A 20,157-nucleotide genomic window follows, 5' to 3' on the forward strand; every position below is an offset into this window, starting at 1 on the left:
CAGCGATTGATCTGCGCGACCCCAAAACTGTCAACTATGTCCCCGAACAGGTGTAAGCTATGTCTCCGGGCTGAACAGTAGCGAAGCAATCCAGGGCCGCGCCAGGACTCTGGATTGCTTTGCTACGCTCAAAATGACGGAGAATGCTGCGGCAGCGTCGCTCAGGCCTCGAACAGATGCAACGCGGCGGCCACAACCGTGCGGTGGATCGCGCCGCGGTCGACCGACGGCGGATCGACGCAGCACGCCGGGTCGGCGCTGCGTCCGAGCGCGGTGCTCTTCGGCAGGAACACATAGTGGCCGGCCTCGTCGGCAACGACATCAAAGGTGCTGCCGCTGAGCCGCTCATGCAGCCAGCGCGCGGATGGCAGCAGGGCGTCCCCACCGCCGACCATGATGCGTGCGGGTACGCTGATCGCGGCGACGCTCTCGTCGGAGAAGCCCTGCACCGATCGGCCCGGCGCCAGCAGCAGCGCGGCCTTGATGCGGGGATCGCGATAGGAGGCCGACATCCGCCCCCAGGAGTCGCGAAAGATCTGGCTCTTCTCCATCAGCCGCGGCAGATGATCGACGAGATCGGGAAACTCGCGCGGTCCGCGGCCCAGATTGGCGCCCGGCTCGAACGGCGAGCGGAGCATGATGGCGCCGAGCAAGGCGGTGGCGGTGACGCCGCCGAGCGAATAGCCGACGGCGTAGATGCGGTCGGGGTTGATACGGCCTTCGAAATCGGGATGAGTGGCGATGTGGTCGATCAGCAAGGACATGTCGCGCGGGCGTTCCCATGAGCAGAGGAAGCCCTCTGCCCGGTAGGGTTCAGCGTTGCTGTTGCCATGATGATTGACGGCGACCGCGACAAAGCCGCGGGACGCCAGCTCGCGCGCCAGCCATTCGAACTGCAGGCCGTTGCAGCCGGTGCCATGCGAATACACGACGAGCGGGCAAGTCCCGTTGGGACCGAGCGGCGCATCCAGCGCCGCAGGTCCCGCCTCGAACCATCCTTGCGGCCATGGGGCGACCGGAAGCGCTGCTTCGATCGCGCTATCCGCGGCCGGATACCAGGCGAACCAGTCGATGGGCCGCGGCCCGTCGTCGTCCCAGTTCGGCCGCGAAGCGTCGGCGAACCGTCCCTGACGAAATCCGACCCTCATCGCTCCGTCACGACTTCACGGCGCCGGCGGTCAGGCCGCCCACCATGTAGCGCTTGAAGGCATAATAGACCGCCGCGGGCGGCAGCGCGTAGATGAAGCCGGTGGTCATCAGAAGCTCCCACGGCGAGTCATCGGCGGCCAGGAAGTTGCCGAGCGCCACGGGCAGCGTGATATCCTTGTCGTTCGACAGCAGCAGGAACGCGTAGAGGTACTCGTTCCAGGCCAGCAGCACCGCATAGGTTCCGATCGCGACCAGCGAGGGCATCATCAGCGGCACATAGACGAGCCGGAAGATCTGCAGCGGGCTGGCGCCATCCATGACGGCGGCCTCGTCCAGCTCGACCGGCAGCTTGTCGGAGGCCTGTTTCAGCACCCAGATCGCGTAGGGCGAGGCAATCGTCACCATCGCCAGGATCAGCGACCAGTCGTTGTTGAGCAGGCCGTATTTGCCCATGGTGCGATACATCGGCACCGCGAGGAACGCGGCCGGGATGAAATAGGTGAACAGCGCGAGGTTCATCACCACCCGGCTGCCGGGCACGCGCAGGCGCGAGATGGCGTAAGCCGCGCAAGTCGCGATCACCAGGGTCAGCGCGCCGACGGCGGCGGCAATGATGACGGAGTTGCCGAACTGGATCCAGAAATCGCGCAGGAAGTAATGCTGCTGGTGGAACACGATCGAGAAATTGTGCAGCGTCGGATGGTCCGGCCACAGCTTGCCCGAGAACGCGTCCTCCTTCGGCGAGATCGCGAACAGGAACATGTGGTAGATCGGGATCATCGTCCAGATGAAGACGGGGATGCCGATCAGCAGCAGCCGGGCCTCGGTGCCGACTTCGCGCAGGGTGGGGAGCTTCATCGCGACAACCGCTTCATCATGAAATAGACCAGGGGGAGCACCAGCGGCATCGCGCAGACGATCGAGGCCATCGCGAGGCTGAGCTGATCGAGCCGGAGATAGCGGATGCCGAGTGTCGCCAACACGTGGGTGAGATCGGCCGGACCGCCGCCGGTCAGGAGGTACACGCTGTTGAAGTCGCCGAGCGTCCAGATCATCGAGAGCAGCGTGCAGGTGATGTAGAGCGTCTGCATCGACGGCCAGGTGATGAAGCGGAACTTCTGCCACCAGGTGGCGCCGTCGACCTCGGCGGCCTCGAACAGGTCCTGCGAGATCGCCAGCCGCCCGGTCATCAGGATCAGGGTCCAGAACGGCAGCGATTTCCAGATGTGCATGCCGATCGCCATCGACAGCGCGACCGTCGGATCGTTCAGCCAGTTCGGGCCGTCATCGCCGGTGAACTTGAAGATCAGCTGGTTCACGACGCCCCATTCGGGATTGAGCATGAAGCGCACCGACAGGATGGTCGGGATCGAAGGCACCGCCCAGGGAAGGATGAAGATGACCGACAGCCATTTGATCCAGCCGCGCTGCTGAATGAAGAAGCCGGACAGGAACAGTGCGATCACCATCTTCAGATTGATGCCGACCACAAGGAAGATCAGCGTGTTGACGGCGGCGCGCGCGAAGATGGGGTCGTTATACAGCGCGACATAGCTGGCCGGCTCCCGGGCGAGCCACAGGCCGTAGCCGACGGGATAGACGACGAAGGCGAGGAAGACGAGCAGATAGGGGGCAAGCATGACGATGCCCCACACCTGTGACGGTGTGAGCAGCACCGGGCGCGGCGCCTCCGCGAGTGCGGAATCGGAAGCTGAGAGCGTGATCGCCATGGTCGTTTTTCCCGGGTCGTCTCTTCCCGCCTATAAGCCATCCCGGCCGCATGCGCTGCGGCCGGGTTTTGTTGTCGTTGTCAGGATCTCGAGCTAGTGCCTCGCGAGGCGAGAGACTAGCCGGCGACCTCCTTCAGCCGCGCGATCAGCTCGTCGACGGCCTTCTCGACCGGCACCTTCTCGCTGACCACGCGGTTCATCGCCTTGGCCCAGACGTTCTCATTGTTGAGGATCGTGAACTTGTAGTTCTTGGTGAAGTCGAACGGCGTCGTGCCGCCGGTGAACTGGGTGTAAACGGCCTTGCGATGGCGGTCGGCCTGCCAGAACGGGCTCTTCTGGCCTGCGGTCGTCACCGGGAACCAGCGGCCCAGCGCGCCCTCGATGTAGGGGCCGAGGTTCTCCTCCTGCATCAGGAACTTGATGAATTCCTTGGCCTGCGCCTTGTGAGGAGCATTGGCGAAGATCAGTCCGGTCTTGACGTCGGAGCGGTACTTGATCGGCGTGCCGTCCGGCTTGTTGGGGAAGGACGCGGTGATGATGTCCTCCTCATAGGCCTTCTTGCCGGCCGCGCGCTGCTCGGGCGTCAGCGCCGGGTTGGTGGAGTCCTCGAACCACTTGGCCGCGATCGAGATCGTGAAATTGTGGGTCATCACGATCGTCTTGTTGTGGAACGCGACGTTGTTGTCCGGATCCTTCCAGGTCGTGGACGAGGGCGGCGTGCAGCCCTTGATGTAGGTGTCGGTATAATCCTTCATCGCCTTGACGAGGCCGTCGCGCACCTTGGGGTCGTCGACCAGCAGCTTGCCGTCGTCGTCGACCAGCTTGACGTTGTAGGCGTCCATGAAGGTGTAGAACGACTGGAACGAGTCGGTGGATTCCACGCCCATCGGCTGACCGACGCCATACATGCGCTGGCCGGTGGCCTTGCGGACCGCCGGCTGCACCTTGTCGCACCAGAACGTCCAGTAGTCTTCCCACTTGGTGGGGATGTCGCTCTGCTTGAAGCCGGCCTTGCTCAGCAGGTCGCCCCAGATCTGGACGTGCATGCTCTGTTGCTTCAGCGGGAAGCCGTAATAGGCCTTCTTCTTGGTGACGTTGTTGTAGAGGTAGGCGGTCTCGAGCGTGTTCGGAGCGAACGCCGACTTCATCGGCTCCAGGATGTCGGTGAGATCCTCGAGCTTGCCTTCGTAGGCCCACTTGCCCTGGGCCTGAACGTCGTAGGTGTCGGCATAGGCCACGTCGGGCACGGTGCCCGAATCGAGCGCGGCGACCGTCTTCGGAATCATGTCCTGGATCGCGTATTGCGACAGCTCGACCTTGATGCCGGTCTTGGCCTCGAACTTCTTGACGACGTTGAGCAGCGCATCGTCCTCGGACTTGTAGAAGCCCTTGCTCCACCAGATCGTGATGGTGTCCTGAGCGATGGCTGGTGCTGCAGCGCAAAAAAGCCCGGCGGCTGCGACTGCGATCGAAAGCGCACCCATTCCCCTGGATTTCACGTGTCTCTCCCTGATCCGCCGATCTTGCTTGATCGGTTGCGGCCGGACACTAGCCCAGGGACCCGACGTGATCCAGAAGTAATATATCAGACATAGGTCGTGACGGCGGCCGCGTATCGGCACGCGAAGCAAGCCGCGTCGGTCAGTTCTGCTTGGTGGGAGGGTCGCCCGTCGGGGCGTCAGCCTGCGGCGCAGTGTCCGGCTGCGCCGGGCGCAATCCGCCGCCGGTGAATCGTTCCAACACCGAGCGCACCGCATCCCTCGTCTTGCGGTCCTTGACCGCATCGAGCAGAGGGGCGGCGGCCGGAGCGCGGCGGATCAGGCTTTCCGGATCGGGAAAGATCAGCGGATCTTCCCAGGGGCCCTGGACGACGAAAGGCAGTTCGAAACCGTTGCTGCCGTTGCCGGACGACAGCAGGCTCGCGACGCCCTTGAAATCGTATTCCCGTGTCGGCACCGAGGCCGTACCGGTCATCGTGATGCGCGCGGTCGGGCTCTCGACGCGGATGTCCTCCGCGGTCGCGATGCCCTCGGAGAACTTGACCGCGATCGTCAGCGAATCGTAAGGCGTCGAACCGGAGCGGAAATTGCCGCCGCGCGACAGCGGGCTGCGCTCGAGGCGCTTCAGGAGCTGCTCGACGTTGAAGCCGGAGATCGCGCCATCGCGGCCCTGCAGGTTGGCGCTGCCGTCGAGCGACTGGGCGAGCCCGAACGGGCTCGAGCCCGAAGCCGTCAGCGAGACGTTGAGATTGCCGCGTCCCGACAGCGACGACACGCCGAACATCTCGTTGGCGCAGGCCTGCAGATCGACATCGTTGAATTGCAGCTCAGCCTTCACGTCGGCCACGGTGTCGGCGCGGGCGATTCCGAACGAGCCGCGCACGACGCCGCCATACATCTGCGCCTCGCCGACCGAGAGGGCGAGCACGCCGTTGCGCAGGTTGGCGCCGAAGGCCGTACGTCCGATTTTCGAGGAGCCGACCGTGACCTTTGCGGCCGATAGCCGCATGTCGAGGTCAGTGGTGGACAAGGCCTTGAGGTCGAAGAGTTGCCGATTCCAGTCGCGGGCCCCATTGGCCAGCAGCCGGACCGTCGAGATGTAGGGGGTGAAGTCGAGCGCGTCGGCCGCCAGCGTCGCCTGCAGCGTCTGCCGGCCGTTATTGGCGTAGGTCATCACGCCTTCGGCGGTGTTGCCGTCGAGTTCGACGTTGACATTGGTGAGAGCGATCGAGGCGCCGACCACGTTGGCACGGGCGCGCAAGGCGAAGCGCCCGAAGCCGCCGCCGCCGAGCGGCGTCTGCCCCGTCCAGCGCAGCGCATCGCGGAGCGAAGGGCTATCCACCGTCAGCATGCCTTCCATCAGCGCGCTGGTGCGGTTCGCGACCGTGCCGTCGAAGGCGACTTTCAGCGGCGCGCTGGCGAGCCGCATCTTCAAGCCGGACCGGTCCCCCGACAGCGCAGCCAGGAAGTCGCTGACGCTGATGGAGCCCTCGATGCGCTGGCCGCGCCAATCGAACTGCCCGGTCGCCGCGAACGAGCGCGAGATCGACGGCCAGGCGAGCGACAGGTCGATATCGTCGAGCCGCTCGGAAGCGTGGTGGTCGGTGTCCTCGTAGACCAGGATGCCGTCCTGGATGCGGATCTCGGAGAACGACATCTGGCTGTCGGGCCCCGGACGCATCGTGCGCGCGATGGTCTCGATGAAGGGCGTCCAGTTGCTGTTGCCGTCGGCCTCGCGGGTGACGTTGATCTGCGGCCGCAGCATCATGACATCGGCGATTTCGAACCGCTGCAGCAGCAGCGGCAACAACTGCAGATTGGCGGTCAGCACGTCGACGCGCAGGGCCGGATCCTCGGTGCCGCTGCCCTTCAGGCCGACATCGTGGAACGAGACATAGCTGCCCGGAAACAAGGAGACGTCGATATGTCCCTTGACGACGAGCTCGAGGCCGGTCACCGCGCGGATCTGGCTCTCCACCGCCTGCCGCAGTGCCTCGCGATTGACCAGCCAGGAGCTCGCGAGCAGAGCCACGAACGCGATGCCCAGCAGCACCGCGATCGGTGTGCCGAGGCGCCTCATTCCTTGGGCCATGGTCACGGACATGTCCTGGGATCGTCGGATCGCTGGTTACGCGGGATGGGCAGGGTGCGCCGAAAACCCCTGCCAACATCAACAACTTGATGCGCTTTCTTGACGCTTTCAAGGCCACGCCGCCGGTGTGGCCGGATTGCGGCGGAGCCCTGATATTCCGGACTCCGGATCGCCACGGAGGCGCAGGCTGGTGCGACAGCTAAAGCAGGATGTGCGCGTTGGGAAGGCATCATTGACGCATTGCGAAGATTTCGCCTAATAATCCGGTCGATATCCGCGCGGTCGCCGCTCTCCATCAGGTCATTCCCGTATGAACAAGGTCTATCCGGACGCCAAATCCGCCCTTGCCGGCCTCCTCAAGGACGGCATGACCATCATGTCGGGTGGGTTTGGTCTTTGTGGCATCGCAGAAACCCTGTCCGACGCCATTCGCGAGTCCGGGGTGAAGGACCTCACCGTCATCTCCAACAATGCCGGGGTGGACGGCATCGGCCTGAGCCGGCTGCTGGAGACGCGGCAGATCAAGAAGATGATCTCGTCCTATGTCGGCGAGAACAAGCTGTTTGCCCAGCAATATCTGGCCGGCGAGCTGGAGCTCGAATTCTGCCCGCAGGGCACCCTGGCCGAGCGCATCCGCGCCGGCGGCGCCGGCATCCCGGCCTTCTTCACCAAGACCGGCGTCGGCACGCTGGTCGCGGAGGGCAAGGAGGTGCGGGAGTTCGACGGCGAGAAATATCTGATGGAGCGCGGTCTGTTTGCCGATCTGGCGATCGTGCACGCCTGGAAGGGCGACACCGCCGGCAACCTCGTCTACCGCAAGACCGCGCGCAACTTCAATCCGATGATGGCCACTGCGGCCAAGGTGACGGTCGCGGAGGTTGAGCATCTGCTGCCGGCCGGCCAGATCGATCCCGACCACATTCATACGCCGGGCATCTTCGTGAAGCGCATCATCCAGGTCGGAACTGCGCTCAAGCGCATCGAGCAGCGCACCGTGCGCAAACGTGAAGCCGCCGCCGCAGCCGGGGAGGAAGTCTGATGGCCTGGACGCGAGAGCAGATGGCGGCGCGCGCCGCCAAGGAGCTACGGGACGGCTACTACGTCAATCTCGGCATCGGCATTCCGACGCTGGTCTCCAACTTCATTCCGCCGGGCGTCGACGTCGCGCTGCAGAGCGAGAACGGCATGCTCGGCATGGGTCCGTTCCCCTATGAGGGCGAGGAGGATCCCGACCTCATCAATGCCGGCAAGCAGACCGTTACCGAGCTGCCGATCACCAGCTATTTCTCGTCAGCCGAATCCTTCGCCATGGTCCGCGGCGGCCACATCGACCTGTCGATCCTCGGCGCCATGCAGGTCGCCCAGAACGGCGATCTCGCCAACTGGATGATCCCCGGCAAGATGGTGAAGGGCATGGGCGGCGCGATGGATCTCGTCGCCGGCGTCAAGCGCGTGGTCGTGGTCATGGAGCACAGCGCCAAGGACGGCCCGAAGCTGCTCAAGCAGTGCACCTTGCCGCTGACCGGCGAGCGCGTGGTGGACATGGTGGTGACCGATCTGGCGGTGTTCACGATCGACAAGCACGGCAATGACGGCATGGCCCTGATCGAGCTCGCCGACGGCGTGACGCTCGACGAGGTCAAGGCCAAGACCGAAGCCGAGTTCCGGGTCGCGCTGAAGAATGCCTGAGGGCGCGGCTACCAGCGCCGGCACAGCATCTCCGCGACCTTGACGGCGAGCCGGCATGCCGCTCGCCGCGGCGGGCTCGCAGCAGTGGACTGCGCGGTCTCCGCCAGCCCCTGAATGATGAGACACGGCACACTGCGGCTGAGGCAGATCAGCCCCATCGCATAGGCCATGTTATCCGTCGCAAGCGCGCCTGGAAACGCTGCCGAGATCTCGGCATTCGTGCCGTCGCCATCGCACGTCACCGTCATTCCTTCGAAGAACACGCCGATGTCATCCAGCATGCCGTCCGCGGCCTCGTGCGCGAGGCGGCAAAGCTCGGGATCGGCCGGAATGATCATTCCGCTGTCATCGACCAAGGGCGGCTCGGCAATGCTGAGCGCGTCGCGCAGCTTGATCTGAATCCGGAATGGCGCGACCGAGGTGGCGATGACGAGATCACCGGGGCCGGCGCCGAAGAATCGCGGGCCGCGGGCCGCGTGCGGGAGATTCGGGCCCAGTGCTTCGGCCCGTCCCGGCATGATCAGCCACTGCGCCCCATGCTCTTCGATCGCCACTGCGGCCGCGCTCGCCACCTCGGCCATCGATCGCCCGAGGCACACGACCGCATGGAAGCAGGAATGCCTGATGATGGCGCGCGCCGCGTTGCGCTGTTCAATCAGTGTGCCCGAGCCCATGGCCTGGACCAGGGCTTCGATATCCTCCGGCGTTTCGACCACGAAACCGATCGTGTTGGCTTTGGCATGGAGAAATCGCAGCGCGTCGAGCATCGCGTTGATGCTGGCCTTCTCCCGACCATCGAGCTGCTGCCACAGCGCTTCGAGCACGTCCAGGGAGGCCTCGATGTCGGCGCCGATCACGCCCTGGCCGAGCGGGCGGCCGGGTGTCTCGCAACGGTAGAGCTCCTCCAATGCCTGCAGGACGGTCCTGCGGTCCTTGACGGCGTAGGCTCCTTGCAGGATGCGCGCGAGAACCTGGGCGCGCTTGCCAAGTTCGAGCGGAACGGCGAGCCAGGCAAAATCAGCCAGCTCGGCCGCCTGCTCGCTTGCGGCGCGCTGGAATTCGCCGACGACCTGACCGTAGTGCCAGCTCAATTGCCACGGCGTCACCTGCCGTCCGCGATACCTGCCGCGCTCGATGCGTTCGAGCGATTGCGCCTGCAACTCGTTGCGCAGGTCGGGATCTATTCCCGATGCGCGGGAATCCAGCAGACGATAGGCGCGTGTTGCGATCGCCGGTCCGAACCATTCGTGCTCGGGGTCGCCGACCGAGAGACCGCTCGGCATGCGGATGTGGACGGTCCTGCGAAACTGGTCGAGCTCGCGTCTTGCGACCTGGGCCGCGGTCACCGAAACCTGCTGCACCTCGCACAAACCGTCGACCACGCTGGCCCAGTCCCAGAAGTCGTCGCCATAGAACGGAATGCGATATTGGCGGCTCGCGACGATCCGTGCGCAAGCCTGTTCGATGGCGGGAGCCACGCGATCGAGAATATCCTTGCGCGCCAGCGCGCCGTCCGTGAGACATTGGTGCACGAGACGCGCCGCGCCCGCATTCACCACGTGCCAGTCCCTGGCGGCGAATTTAGGCGACGTCCGCAGATATTCGAGCGCGTCGATGAGGCAGCGTCCAGCCAGTGCGCGGGGCGAATCGTCGTCGAACCAGCTGGTGTTGCCAATTCCGTAACCATGCAGGTCGGACGTGAAGAAGACCGGCGGATGTCGAGAATTCACACTCGCCTCCTGGTCCGCTTATCGCGTCTCTCAACGAAAATTGTCTAACGTTTGTAGCTTGCATCTCGCAATCGAAAGTTGATTTTGCGTGACTGTCATTTGTGCCAGTGTCAGGGCACCGCCGATCCGGCACCGGCGTGGGTTGCTGTCGAGCGTGCTTAACGCTGAGCACGCCGCGTCAGGCGCGAATGGCGCCGAGGAGCCGGCTGAGACGCTGCGTCATGCTGCGGCTCCATGAGGGCTGTTCGCGGACCAGCCGGAAGCCGAGATTGGCAGGTGGCGTGCCGGAGGCGCAGCCGCCGGCGCGCGCGTCGCGGATGAAGTCGGTCACGTAGGCTCGATGCGCGCCTTCGGCCAGCCGCACGCCGCAATTGCTGACGGTCTTGGTGACGCGACCTGCACTATCCTGCATCTTGCGTGTGAAGCAGGTCGAGGTCCACTCCCAGACATTACCCGCGAGGTCGGCAATGCCGTGCTCGTTGATGCCGAAGCTGCCGAAGCCGCGCGTCTCGGAGTCCTCTTGCAGCGCGGCTTCCCGCTCGTAGCGGGCAATCCAGCGTCGGGAGGGATCGGCGTCGTCGATCGAGACGCCATCGTCCTTGAAGCGGCTGCCCGCTGCATAGGCCCACTCGGTATCGGTCGGCAGACGATAGCTGTGGCCGGTCCGGTGTGAGAGCCATTCGGCGTAGGCCACCGCGTCATGCCAACTCACCTGCACGGCCGGGCGATCGCTGGCGATGGGAACGTTGCGATCGAGCGCGCGGCACGCATGCGCTTCGACGCAGGCGTGGTAGTCCGCGGCACTGACCTGGTTCGTCATGATCGTCAGCGGATGATCAAAGCGGACCGTCGTGATGGGCGCTTCGGCCTGCCGCCCGCTGCGGAGATGGTCACCGGAGTCGCGGTAGCTGATCGTACCAGGTGCGATCTCGGTGAGGGCGGGGCCGTCGAAGTCCGCAACCCGGTTTGGCAGATCGGCAAGGATCGGTGCCATTGCGGTCGGGCCAGCCAATCCGACGACGCAGGCGATGGTGAGCTTGAGCTTGAAAGCGAGCAGCATGGCAGCACACTCAGGAGAGTGGGGGCCGGATACGCCGGCCCCCAGGGCCGATCAGTTCGTCGTGCCGGTCGGAATGTCCGCCGGGGCCTTGACCTGCGTCATCAGGTCGTCATTCCACTTGCCTTCGACCTTGAAATGGGCCGTCGCGCCGAGATTGGCCGCCTCGATCAGGTTGTGGGTGACGTAGGCGTAGATGCCGGGCTGCAGGAATTTGTAGAGCGCGGCGCCTGCCGAGCCGCCCCGGATGAACCAGGTCTCGAGCCCGGTCTCCGGCGCGTTGGAAAATTTGCCGGTCTCCCAGACATAGTCGCCGTGGCCGCCGATCAGATGCGGACGACTGTCGCGGTTCGCCTGCGAGTGCACGATCAGAACGTTCTCGCCGACATTGGCCGTGAGCGCATTCTTTCCGGTGAGCGCGCCGGCCTTGCCGTTGAACACCACATGGGTCGGCGTGAGCTTGCGCATGACCTCCTCGGTGTCGCTATAGGCTTCGCCGGGCGAGTCGTAGGACTTGAAGTTTCCCTTCTCGTCGCGCGGGACGTAGAGGTCCTGCTCGCCGATGTAGTAGACGCGATCGTAGCGCAGCGCGTGTCCGCGGCCGTCATTGAGACCGTCGCGCGGCAGCACCATCACGGCGCCGTTCATGCCGGAGACGACATGCCAGGGGATCATCGGTCCGCCGGGGGCGCAGTGATAGACGAACACGCCGGTCCGCGTCGCCTTCCAGCGTAGCACGACCTGTTCGCCCGGATTGACCAGGGTCAGCGCGCCGCCGCCCAGCGCTCCGGTCGCGGAGTGGAAGTCGATGTTATGCGGCATGCTGTTGGTCGCGGGATTGACCAGGGTCACCTCGACATAGTCGCCCTCATGGACCACCATCAGCGGGCCTGGCATCGAGCCGTTGAACGTCATGGCCTGGAAGGTGGTGCCCTTCTCGTCGATCACCATCTTCTTTTCCTGGACCACGAGCTTGAACTCCATGATCTTGGGCCCCTGCTTCGTCGCCTGCTCGTGCGCATGCACGAACGGCGGAGCCACCAGATCGACCTTCTGGCGCGGCAGCTTGAGGTCCTCGGCCATCGCGGGAGCCGCAAGCATCATCGCGGCGATGGCTGCACTGAACATGGCGGTGCGGCGGGTCAACATGGATCGCTCCTTCATTGGATCTGTTGTAGTGCCGCAATCACCATGCTCCCGTTGGAACTCGGCTTGTTTGTGCTGCAACAAGCAACTTCGCAATTGCGGAATCAGGCGGCGGATTTTGAGCGAATTTGGCGCGGCTGCGCCCGCGCAGCGCGCGAATGAGTTGCATCGGCGCGCAGTTTCTTGGGAGGCCGGACAGGGTGCGGAGCAAAGCGGGTCGGACTGTCCCGCGCGACGACGCGATAAGATGGGATCTGTCCGTTTGCCCATACGGCACGAGAATCGCGGGCGCTATGATGCGCGCTTCAGAGCACGGCTCTGGACCGATCGACGATGGGCTCCTGAACTCGTCAGCTCAGCCAGCGCACCGCCAGCAACACGATGAAGGCCACTGCCGCGGCGATGCAGAACACCGTGGTCATGAACATGGCGATGTTGCCGAGCAGGCCTGTGGGCCCCGACTCGTCGCGGAACGATTCGAAGCCGTCGGACTGGGGGATATGGCCGCGGATGCCGGCGAGGAGAGCAAATGAACGGATCAGCAGTTGCATAGCTTCCATTGCGGTTTCCTCGAATCGTCGATGAATCGATGATGACGGGAAATGAGCCGGCCACTTTGAGGAAGCGCAAAGTCCGCGGTGATCACCGGCGTTCTACTGCTCCAACAGGGTATCTGCCGGCCGCGCCTTGAGAAAGCTCAAGGTCGTCCCTCTTGCCTTGTGTCAAGAACCTCCGAACCCCAGGTCGACACGCTCAGGTGACAGGCAGGACATGAGACCAGATCTTGCAGCATGCTACGGACAGGAGCGCCTCCCGCGCTACACCAGCTATCCCACGGCGCCTCATTTCTCCAACGCGGTCGGCCCGTCCACCTACGCAGAATGGCTGCGCGCGATACCAGCAAGCGCGACGGCATCGTTGTACCTGCACGTGCCCTTCTGTCGCTCGATGTGCTGGTATTGCGGCTGCAACACCATGGTCGCCAAACGCGACGAGCCGATTGCGGTCTACGAATCGGCACTACGTTGCGAGGTCGACATGGTGGCGCGCCAGATCGGCCGGCGGCTGCAGGTCGGGCACATCCATTTCGGCGGCGGCACGCCGACCATCATGGCGCCGGAGTCCTTCGTCGATCTCGTCGGATCTCTGCGCCATTCCTTTTTCGTGTTGCCATCGGCGGAGATCGCCATCGAGATTGATCCGCGCACGCTGACGGCGGAGATGATCGCGGCGCTGGGGGTGAGCGGGGTCAATCGCGCCAGTCTGGGCGTGCAGAGTTTCGATCCGCGGGTGCAGCAGGCGATCAACCGGGTGCAGAGCTTCGAGCAGACTGCGGCGGCCACGAACGGGTTGCGTCAGGCCGGCGTTGCCGGCATCAACTTCGACCTGATCTACGGACTGCCGCATCAGAGCGTCGAGTCCTGTCTCGACACCGTCCGGCGCGCCATCGACCTGCGCCCCGACCGGCTCTCCGTGTTCGGCTACGCTCATGTGCCATCGTTCAAGACGCACCAGCGCAAGATTCAGGACTCGGCGTTGCCGGACAGTCTGGAACGCTACGATCAGTCCTGCGCGATTGCTGACGCGCTGAAGGACGCAGGCTACGTCCAGATCGGGCTCGATCATTTCGCCTTGCCCACGGACCCGATGACCCTCGCGTTCCGCGAAGGCCGGCTGCATCGTAATTTCCAGGGCTACACGACCGATACCAATGATCTGCTGCTCGGCTTCGGCGCCTCGGCGATCGGACAGCTGCCGCAAGGCTATGTCCAGAACGCGCCGCAGGTCCGGGCCTATGAGCAGAAGATCGCGTCCGGCAGCCTCGCGACCGTGAAAGGCTATGGACTGACCGATGACGACCGCCTGCGGGCGGACATCATCGAGCGCATCATGTGCGACTACGGCGTGGATCTCGACGTCATCTGCACCCGCCATGGCACGGACACCGACGACATGCTGAGATCGGCGCCGCGGCTGCAATCGCTGATCTCCGACGGTGTGGTGGAGCTCAACGGCGGTGCGCTCGCGGTGACCGAGCATTCCCGGTTCCTGGTGCGCAGCGTCGCTGCGGCGTTCGATGCGCATCTCGACGCGTCGAAGCAGCTGCACAGTCGGGCGGTCTGACTGTCGAGGTGCCGCGGTGCTTGTGCCGCGACAAAGACCGCAAAGGGCATGCCCGCTACCGTTCACGCTGGAATGGAGGCGCGCATGCCAATCTCCTTCGATGAACTGGTCGACGATGTCATGCGGCGAAGGCCGGAGACGATCGGCGTCTTTCTTGCTTTCCAGATGCGTTGCGTCGGTTGCCCGATCGCCTGTTTTCACAACGTTGCGGATGCCTGCCACGAGCATGGCGTCGATCCCGACGCGTTCCTCGCGGCCCTGTGTGCCTGCACGTGATCAGGTGCGGGATGCGGCCGCGTCGCCGGCGCCCTGCTGCGCCAGCAGCACGATCTTGTGCGGCTCGCGCAGGACGATCTTCTGACGGCCGCTTTCGACCAGGCCGAGCTGCTCCCAGCCGGAGAGGATGCGGCTCACCGTGTGCAGCGTCGTCCCGGTCATCTGCGCAATGTCCTGCCGGCTGATCGGGAAATCGATCTGCACGCCATGATCGAGCTTGCGGCCGGCCTGGTTGGCGAGCCGAAGCAGCGCATGCGCGATGCGCTGCTCCACCTGCTGCGTCGACATTTCGATCACGCGCGCGTGGGTTTCCTGCAGCCGCTGGCCGACCGTCTGCAGCGTGTTCGCCGCCAGCGATGGGAACTTCGCGACCAGCCGCGGCCATGAGGCGGACGGCCAGGCCAGCACGATGCTGTCGTCGACGGCGGTCGCTGTCGCCGGATAATGTTGGAGTCCGATGGCGGGGGCGACGCCGAACGTGTCCCCTGGCACGACATAGCGCACCACGATCTGGTCGCCGGTGGGCGTCGTCTTGCTGGCGCGGACATGACCGTGGAGCAGCAGGAAGAACGAGGTCGCATCGGCGCCCTGCTCGAACACCGCACCGTTGCGGGGGACGCGAAGGGAGCGGGCCTCCCGCAGCACGTCCGTGAGATCCTCAGCGGACAGCCCTGCAAACAGCGGCAGATGCGCGACCAGCGAACGGTCGATGGAAGCCATGATGTTCTCCGGGGCCGGATTCGGCTCAATTTTGCGGCGCTCAATAGCACGTTTTTGCGATCCGTCGGAAGTTTGTGCTGGCGCAAGCCATAGTGGGCGACGCGCAACTACATGTTAAGCACAGCGCCGCGATCGGTGCGGTTCCCGTCCTTCATCGAGCGAGCATGCACATGGCCATTCCACGCAACTATCAGGGCTGGACCGTCCTCGCCAACGGGTTCAGGCCGTTCTTCCTGCTCGGCGCGCTCCAGGCTGCGCTGGCGATCCTGATCTGGCTCCCGGCCTTTTACGGTGAGCTCAAGCTGAGCTCGGGCTTTGCCCCCCGAGACTGGCACGTGCACGAGATGCTCTACGGCTACCTGCCGGCCATCGTCACCGGCTTCCTGTTCACGGCGATCCCGAACTGGACCGGACGGCTGCCGATCCGGGGCCTGCCGCTGCTCACCCTGGTGCTCGTATGGACAGCCGGACGACTGGCCGTCACGGTGTCTGCGCTGGGTCCCTGGTGGGCCGCGCTGCTGATCGATGCGAGCTTCCTCGTGCTCGTCGTCCTGGCCGCGGCGCGCGAGATCGTCGCCGGGCGCAATTGGCGCAATCTGCCGGTGGTCGCGATCGTCACGGTGCTGTGCGTCGGCAACATCGCCTTCCACGTCGAGGCCCATCTGCGTGGCTCGGCCGATTACGCGATCCGCGTCGGCGTTGCCGTGATCGTGCTGCTGCTCGCGCTGATCGGCGGCCGCATCACGCCGAGCTTCACGCGCAACTGGCTGGTCAAGCACAATCCCGGCCGGCTGCCGGCGCCGTTCGGCCGCTTCGACATCGCGGTCGTGCTGTTCAGCGCGCTGGGCCTGCTCGGCTGGATCCTGGTTCCTGAGAGCGCGCCGACCGCGCTCGCGCTGGCTGCGGCCGGCATGTTGCATGTGGTGAGGCTCGCGCGCTGGGCCGGCGATCGCACCTTGCGCGAACGGCTGCTGGTCATCCTGCATGTCGGTTACATGTTCGTCCCGCTCGGCTTCCTGCTCACGGCGGCCGCCAGCCTCGGATGGATTCTGCCAAGCGCCGGGCTGCATGCCTGGATGGTCGGAGCCGCCGGCATCACGACGCTTGCCGTGATGACGCGGGCCACGCTCGGCCACACCGGCCAGGCGCTGACGGCCGCGCCCGCGACCCAGGCGATCTATCTGGCGATCATCGTCGCAGCGGTGACGCGGGTCTGCGCCGCAGTGGCGCCGGCGCACGGCGAGGTGCTGCTGCACGTCGCGGCGTTGGCCTGGATCGTCGCATTCGCCGGCTTCGTCCTGGCGTTCGGTCCGCTTCTGCTCGGTCTCAAGCGTCGGTCACTGGCCGTGCGGCGGGCGGGATCGGCTCAGCCGGTGCTCTGATTGCGCGCCACGGCGCGGGGAAACACCACCTCGATCAACGTGCCGGATTTCGGCGCCGCCTTGATATGAAACTGCGCCCGGTTGGCTTCGACCAGCGCCTTGGTGAGCGACAGGCTGAGACCGGCGCCATCGGGGCCTTGCTCGGAAGCCGAGGGCGCACGGAACGGTTCGAGCGCGGCGGCCACCTCCTGATCGTTCAGGCCATGACCGGTGTCGCGCACGCGCAGCGCGACCTCGCCGAAATCGGTCAGCGCGGTCGAGACGATGACCTGGCCGCCGGGATTTGCCAGCGAGATCGAGGCCGAGATCAGGTTCATCGCGATCTGGCGCAGCGCCCTTGTGTCGGCGATGACCGGCGGCAGCAGTTGCGACAGCGAGGTGCGGATGATGATGCGGGCGCGGTTAGCCTGCGGCTGCATCACTGCGACACAGCTCTCCACCAGCTCGTTGAGGTTCTGGCTGGTGAAGGTGAGCTCGAGCTTGCCGGTCTCGATGCGCGACAGCTCCAAGAGATCGTCGATCAGGGAGACGACGCGCTCGCCCGAGGCGCGGATGTCCTTCATGTATTCGGCGTAGCGCGTGTTGCCGATCGTGCCGAAACGTTCGCCGATCATGACCTCGGCAAAGCCGATGATCGCGTTCAGCGGCGCGCGCACCTCGTGGCTGATCCGGGCCAGCATGTCGGCCTTGGCGTTGGCGGCCCGATCGGCCACGCGACGAGCCTGCAGCAACTCGCTATCGCCGCGATGGAGTTGCGACAGGTCGCGGAACACGGCAAAGAAATTCGGACCGTTGGGCCGGGTCCGGCCAATTGCCATCGACAACGGAATGACGCCGCCCTGAGCGACCTTCCCGAGCACCTCGCGGCCCTGATCGAGCCCGCTCGACGCGCCGTCCTGCTGCACGCTGTCGAGGTCATCGAGCACGAGGCGGGCGCTTTCCGGCGCGAACAGCTCGATCAGGTTACGGCGCACCAGCGCCGCGCCATCGTAGCCGAACAGCGCCTCGGCGCTGCGGTTGCAGGCGTGGATGTTGCCGCCGGCGTCGAACATCAGGATGCCCTCGGCTGTGACGTCGAGGATCGCCGCAAGATCTTCGGCTTCGGCGTGGCCGGCGGCCGGAGGCGGGGCCACGACCAGGGGGGCCGGTGCAGCCGAGGCCGGCGCCGACATCGGTGCGGCGTCGGCCGCCGTCGGAACCGCGGCTGCGGTGCCGGGCGCCGGAGCGAAGATCAGGGCATGGGCGGTATCGCCGTCCCAGGTGATCGTGAACAGGCGGGCTTCCGCCTTCACCTCCTCGCTGGAGGAGCCGTCGGCGGCCGAGATCGTGACGGGGGTGCCGGCCTCCGACTTGTTCGACGCGGACGACACGCCCGGCTCGACATAGAGCGCATCGAGCCCGCCTGCCTGCTCCAGGGCCGCAAGATCGGCGTAGCCCATCTGCCTGAAGAAGGCCGGATTGCCATAGAGCAGCCGATCGAGCCGGTAGATCAGCATGCCCGTCGGCAGCAGGTCGAGCAGGATGCGGTCACGCTGACTGTCGCCCTGGGCCGGCGGCTCCTCGGGGCTGAGCCATTCGGTCTGCAGCTCCGCGCCATGATCGGTCGCCGTTTCCGTCGCCGACGGAGCCTGCTGCTGCGGCGGGACCGACGGATCGCTCACGCGCGATCCCGGCTCGAGCGCCGCACTCGCGACGCCCGCGGCTGAGTTGCGGATCTCGCCTTCGAGCCGAGCCGACAGCTGACGCGCGAGTTCATGGAACGCACTGTTCTCCACCGGCGTGAGCACCGGATGCTTGGACTCGCCCGGAGCGCGGAACGGGACCACGTTCCCGGTCGTTTCGAGCCCGATGCCGTCGATGTGGTGTACGTCCGGCGCAATGGAAGCCTCACGCGATGACGCAGTGACGTTGTCCTGCTGCGGCTGCACATCTGCGGCCTGCACATGGTCGGATTGGGCAGGTTCGGTTTCGTCGGCGTCCGGAGCATCAGTCGCGGCTGCATCGGTCGATGCGGGGCGACGCAGTGCGGCCAGCCGGTCCAGGGCGTCGAGGTCGCGACAGACGCCGAAGCCGCGATAGCCGGCATGGGTTCTGTCCTCCGTCAGGACAGGCAGTCCCGACAATTCGACCGCAAGCCGCTCGCCCTCCGCGGGCCAGCTGACGACGATCCCGCTCCAGGTCTCTTTCGTTTCGATCGCGGCACTGATTCGCCCTTCGGGATCGAGGCCTAGCGATGCAGCGAGCTCATGCCAGGGATGGCCGAGCTTGGCGGCGCTGTGCCGCCCGATCAGGCGGGTGAATTCATCGGAGCCGATCGAGAACCGTCCCTCGGCATCCATCTGCCAGGAAAATCGGAGCGGATGGCGGCGGCCGACTGAAGGGTCCGCCGCGCCGGAATCGGCAGGATGCGCGTGATCTTCCGTTTGCGGCGCCGACGCCTTGAACAGGTCGGCCTCGGCCGGATCGTCGATCAGCAGGAACTCGGCCGGCGCTTCGTTCGACAGCGCGGGGGATTCGTCGTCGGTTTGGCGTTCAGTCATTGCATCCATCGGAAGAGGAGGCGAAGTCACGACCGCGGGCCCAGCGGCAACATCCACGGGGGCTGGTGATGCCGGGGCGGCATCCGCGGTTGGCTCAGGTATTGGCGCCGTGCCCGGCGCCTCGATCTCCTCGGCAGGGGCCGGCATCGGGACGGCCACCAGCCCGACCTGGTTGCCGCTGCCGATGCGGTAGAGCGCTGCGCGCTCCGTGCCGAACGTCACCTCGGCCATGCCATCGGCCAGCGCCGCCCTGCGTATCCCGACGAAATCCGGCTCGCTCAGGTCGCGCATGCCAAACAGGCGCCGTCCGGCTGAACTGCTGCCGGCGAACTGACCGTCCTGGGTGAATGCGATCAGCGCATGCTCACTCGTCTCCACGAGCCGCTTCAGGCGATCCGCCAGGGGGAAGCTACGTCCACCCCCGTCGGTGCCGGTGATCAGCACCGCGCGCGTGCCATCCGGCAGATCGATCCGGGCGCAGCCGCAGGTCGCGAGCGTGCCGAGCGGCGCGCCGAAGCCACGGAGGCGTTCGAGCCGCAAGGCGCCGGTCTCGGGCAGCCGCCGTCCCAATTGAGCGACCTGGCGACGATGCGCGTCGGCAGGGCCGAGCGTCTTAGCAATCAGCGCCGCTGCGCTCGCCGCGCCGAGGGCGCGCGCACCGGCCGCATTGGCCCACAGCACACGGCTGCCATCGGCCGACCATAGCCAGGCCGGCAGACTGCCGGCGGCGTGGACGGCCAGCCGGGGGTCGCTGAGGGCCTGCAATTCGAGATCGGCGTAGGTCATGGGCGACGACGGCAAACGGCTCTTGTGATGTTGATCGGCCGACGGATCGGCGGTCGGAACTGGTCGCGTTAAGAATTCGTTACTATCGCGCGTTTTGAGGGCCGAGGTCCACGGCGGGGCCGCGCTCCTGTCCTGCTAAAGCTTGGATAACCTTAATGTGTTCCTCGTGAGCCGCAGCGCGCGGAATCGCGGCGAACCCTCCTGTTGGGGACCACGATGATACCTGGGCAGGTCGAG

At 65.5% G+C, this 20,157-nt stretch carries 16 protein-coding genes; 5 read left to right on the forward strand and 11 right to left on the reverse strand.

The genetic code is table 11. The annotated features are described in order from the left end of the window. Positions 1-161: 161 nt before the first annotated feature. The 5 genes from QW861_RS24180 to QW861_RS24200 all read right to left on the reverse strand — a co-directional run bounded on the left by QW861_RS24180 (position 162) and on the right by QW861_RS24200 (position 6,470). Positions 162-1,148 (reverse strand): alpha/beta fold hydrolase, encoded by a 987-nt coding sequence (locus tag QW861_RS24180; RefSeq protein WP_315754981.1) that lies wholly within the window; start codon positions 1,146-1,148, stop codon positions 162-164. 7 nt (positions 1,149-1,155) lie between these two features. Then, positions 1,156-2,007 carry a carbohydrate ABC transporter permease gene (locus QW861_RS24185; protein ID WP_315717543.1) on the reverse strand — a complete coding sequence of 284 codons (852 nt, stop codon included), beginning with the start codon at positions 2,005-2,007 and terminating at the stop codon, positions 1,156-1,158. Continuing rightward, positions 2,004-2,879, reverse strand: a complete 876-nt coding sequence (locus tag QW861_RS24190) for a sugar ABC transporter permease (RefSeq protein ID WP_315754983.1) — start codon at positions 2,877-2,879, stop codon at positions 2,004-2,006. Before QW861_RS24190 ends, QW861_RS24185 begins: the two co-directional genes overlap by 4 nt. A gap of 116 nt (positions 2,880-2,995) precedes the next feature. Beyond that, the gene (locus QW861_RS24195; protein ID WP_315717541.1) at positions 2,996-4,378 is read right to left on the reverse strand and encodes an ABC transporter substrate-binding protein; all 1,383 of its coding nucleotides are present in this window, start codon (positions 4,376-4,378) and stop codon (positions 2,996-2,998) included. 142 nt (positions 4,379-4,520) lie between these two features. Continuing rightward, positions 4,521-6,470, reverse strand: a complete 1,950-nt coding sequence (locus QW861_RS24200) for an AsmA family protein (RefSeq protein ID WP_315755006.1) — start codon at positions 6,468-6,470, stop codon at positions 4,521-4,523. 310 nt (positions 6,471-6,780) lie between these two features. On the opposite strand from QW861_RS24200, the gene QW861_RS24205 reads away from it, so the two are divergent. Both QW861_RS24205 and QW861_RS24210 read left to right on the forward strand, forming a co-directional pair. Continuing rightward, the gene (locus QW861_RS24205; RefSeq protein ID WP_315717540.1) at positions 6,781-7,509 is read left to right on the forward strand and encodes a CoA transferase subunit A; all 729 of its coding nucleotides are present in this window, start codon (positions 6,781-6,783) and stop codon (positions 7,507-7,509) included. Next, complete coding sequence (locus QW861_RS24210) at positions 7,509-8,159, forward strand: 3-oxoacid CoA-transferase subunit B (RefSeq protein WP_315717539.1); 651 nt, start codon at positions 7,509-7,511, stop codon at positions 8,157-8,159. Before QW861_RS24205 ends, QW861_RS24210 begins: the two co-directional genes overlap by 1 nt. An 8-nt stretch (positions 8,160-8,167) precedes the next feature. Here QW861_RS24210 and QW861_RS24215 read toward each other — a convergent pair whose 3' ends face one another. The 4 genes from QW861_RS24215 to QW861_RS24230 all read right to left on the reverse strand — a co-directional run bounded on the left by QW861_RS24215 (position 8,168) and on the right by QW861_RS24230 (position 12,643). Next, on the reverse strand, positions 8,168-9,889 hold the full coding sequence (locus QW861_RS24215; protein WP_315754985.1) for a hypothetical protein: 1,722 nt from the start codon (positions 9,887-9,889) through the stop codon (positions 8,168-8,170). A 178-nt stretch (positions 9,890-10,067) separates the two neighbouring features. After that, complete coding sequence (locus tag QW861_RS24220; protein WP_315754989.1) at positions 10,068-10,949, reverse strand: formylglycine-generating enzyme family protein; 882 nt, start codon at positions 10,947-10,949, stop codon at positions 10,068-10,070. A 51-nt stretch (positions 10,950-11,000) separates the two neighbouring features. Beyond that, positions 11,001-12,095, reverse strand: coding sequence for a copper-containing nitrite reductase (gene nirK, locus QW861_RS24225; RefSeq protein WP_315754991.1), 1,095 nt, complete (start codon positions 12,093-12,095; stop codon positions 11,001-11,003). 347 nt (positions 12,096-12,442) lie between these two features. Further along, positions 12,443-12,643, reverse strand: coding sequence for a hypothetical protein (locus tag QW861_RS24230; protein WP_316193565.1), 201 nt, complete (start codon positions 12,641-12,643; stop codon positions 12,443-12,445). A gap of 220 nt (positions 12,644-12,863) precedes the next feature. Here QW861_RS24230 and hemN point away from each other — a divergent pair, with 220 nt between their 5' ends. Both hemN and QW861_RS24240 read left to right on the forward strand, forming a co-directional pair. Continuing rightward, positions 12,864-14,216 carry an oxygen-independent coproporphyrinogen III oxidase gene (gene hemN, locus QW861_RS24235; RefSeq protein ID WP_316193566.1) on the forward strand — a complete coding sequence of 451 codons (1,353 nt, stop codon included), beginning with the start codon at positions 12,864-12,866 and terminating at the stop codon, positions 14,214-14,216. 84 nt (positions 14,217-14,300) lie between these two features. Then, positions 14,301-14,492 carry a DUF1858 domain-containing protein gene (locus QW861_RS24240; protein WP_315717532.1) on the forward strand — a complete coding sequence of 64 codons (192 nt, stop codon included), beginning with the start codon at positions 14,301-14,303 and terminating at the stop codon, positions 14,490-14,492. Here the strand turns inward: QW861_RS24240 and QW861_RS24245 are convergent, their stop codons facing one another. Continuing rightward, on the reverse strand, positions 14,493-15,212 hold the full coding sequence (locus tag QW861_RS24245) for a Crp/Fnr family transcriptional regulator (RefSeq protein ID WP_315754997.1): 720 nt from the start codon (positions 15,210-15,212) through the stop codon (positions 14,493-14,495). It lies immediately after the preceding gene. Positions 15,213-15,382: 170 nt separating this feature from the next. Here QW861_RS24245 and QW861_RS24250 point away from each other — a divergent pair, with 170 nt between their 5' ends. Beyond that, on the forward strand, positions 15,383-16,594 hold the full coding sequence (locus tag QW861_RS24250) for an NnrS family protein (protein ID WP_315754998.1): 1,212 nt from the start codon (positions 15,383-15,385) through the stop codon (positions 16,592-16,594). Here the strand turns inward: QW861_RS24250 and QW861_RS24255 are convergent. After that, the gene (locus tag QW861_RS24255) at positions 16,579-19,920 is read right to left on the reverse strand and encodes a PAS domain S-box protein (RefSeq protein WP_316193567.1); all 3,342 of its coding nucleotides are present in this window, start codon (positions 19,918-19,920) and stop codon (positions 16,579-16,581) included. The two genes, QW861_RS24250 and QW861_RS24255, sit on opposite strands and share 16 nt — an antisense overlap. Between the last annotated feature and the right edge of the window lie 237 nt (positions 19,921-20,157).

This window comes from Bradyrhizobium sp. SZCCHNRI1029 (genome assembly GCF_032487555.1).
In the GTDB taxonomy this organism is placed as follows: domain Bacteria; phylum Pseudomonadota; class Alphaproteobacteria; order Rhizobiales; family Xanthobacteraceae; genus Bradyrhizobium.

Excerpts from the sequence above, each read along its gene's own strand:
- QW861_RS24180 (WP_315754981.1), bottom strand. The coding sequence starts at position 1,148 with ATGAGGGTCGGATTTCGTCAGGGACGGTTCGCCGACGCTTCGCGGCCG.
- QW861_RS24185 (WP_315717543.1), bottom strand. The coding sequence starts at position 2,007 with ATGAAGCTCCCCACCCTGCGCGAAGTCGGCACCGAGGCCCGGCTGCTG.
- QW861_RS24190 (WP_315754983.1), bottom strand. The coding sequence starts at position 2,879 with ATGGCGATCACGCTCTCAGCTTCCGATTCCGCACTCGCGGAGGCGCCG.
- QW861_RS24200 (WP_315755006.1), bottom strand. The coding sequence starts at position 6,470 with ATGGCCCAAGGAATGAGGCGCCTCGGCACACCGATCGCGGTGCTGCTG.
- QW861_RS24205 (WP_315717540.1), top strand. The coding sequence starts at position 6,781 with ATGAACAAGGTCTATCCGGACGCCAAATCCGCCCTTGCCGGCCTCCTC.
- QW861_RS24210 (WP_315717539.1), top strand. The coding sequence starts at position 7,509 with ATGGCCTGGACGCGAGAGCAGATGGCGGCGCGCGCCGCCAAGGAGCTA.
- QW861_RS24220 (WP_315754989.1), bottom strand. The coding sequence starts at position 10,949 with ATGCTGCTCGCTTTCAAGCTCAAGCTCACCATCGCCTGCGTCGTCGGA.
- nirK (WP_315754991.1), bottom strand. The coding sequence starts at position 12,095 with ATGTTGACCCGCCGCACCGCCATGTTCAGTGCAGCCATCGCCGCGATG.
- QW861_RS24230 (WP_316193565.1), bottom strand. The coding sequence starts at position 12,643 with ATGCAACTGCTGATCCGTTCATTTGCTCTCCTCGCCGGCATCCGCGGC.
- hemN (WP_316193566.1), top strand. The coding sequence starts at position 12,864 with ATGAGACCAGATCTTGCAGCATGCTACGGACAGGAGCGCCTCCCGCGC.
- QW861_RS24240 (WP_315717532.1), top strand. The coding sequence starts at position 14,301 with ATGCCAATCTCCTTCGATGAACTGGTCGACGATGTCATGCGGCGAAGG.
- QW861_RS24245 (WP_315754997.1), bottom strand. The coding sequence starts at position 15,212 with ATGGCTTCCATCGACCGTTCGCTGGTCGCGCATCTGCCGCTGTTTGCA.
- QW861_RS24250 (WP_315754998.1), top strand. The coding sequence starts at position 15,383 with ATGGCCATTCCACGCAACTATCAGGGCTGGACCGTCCTCGCCAACGGG.
- QW861_RS24255 (WP_316193567.1), bottom strand. The coding sequence starts at position 19,920 with ATGACCTACGCCGATCTCGAATTGCAGGCCCTCAGCGACCCCCGGCTG.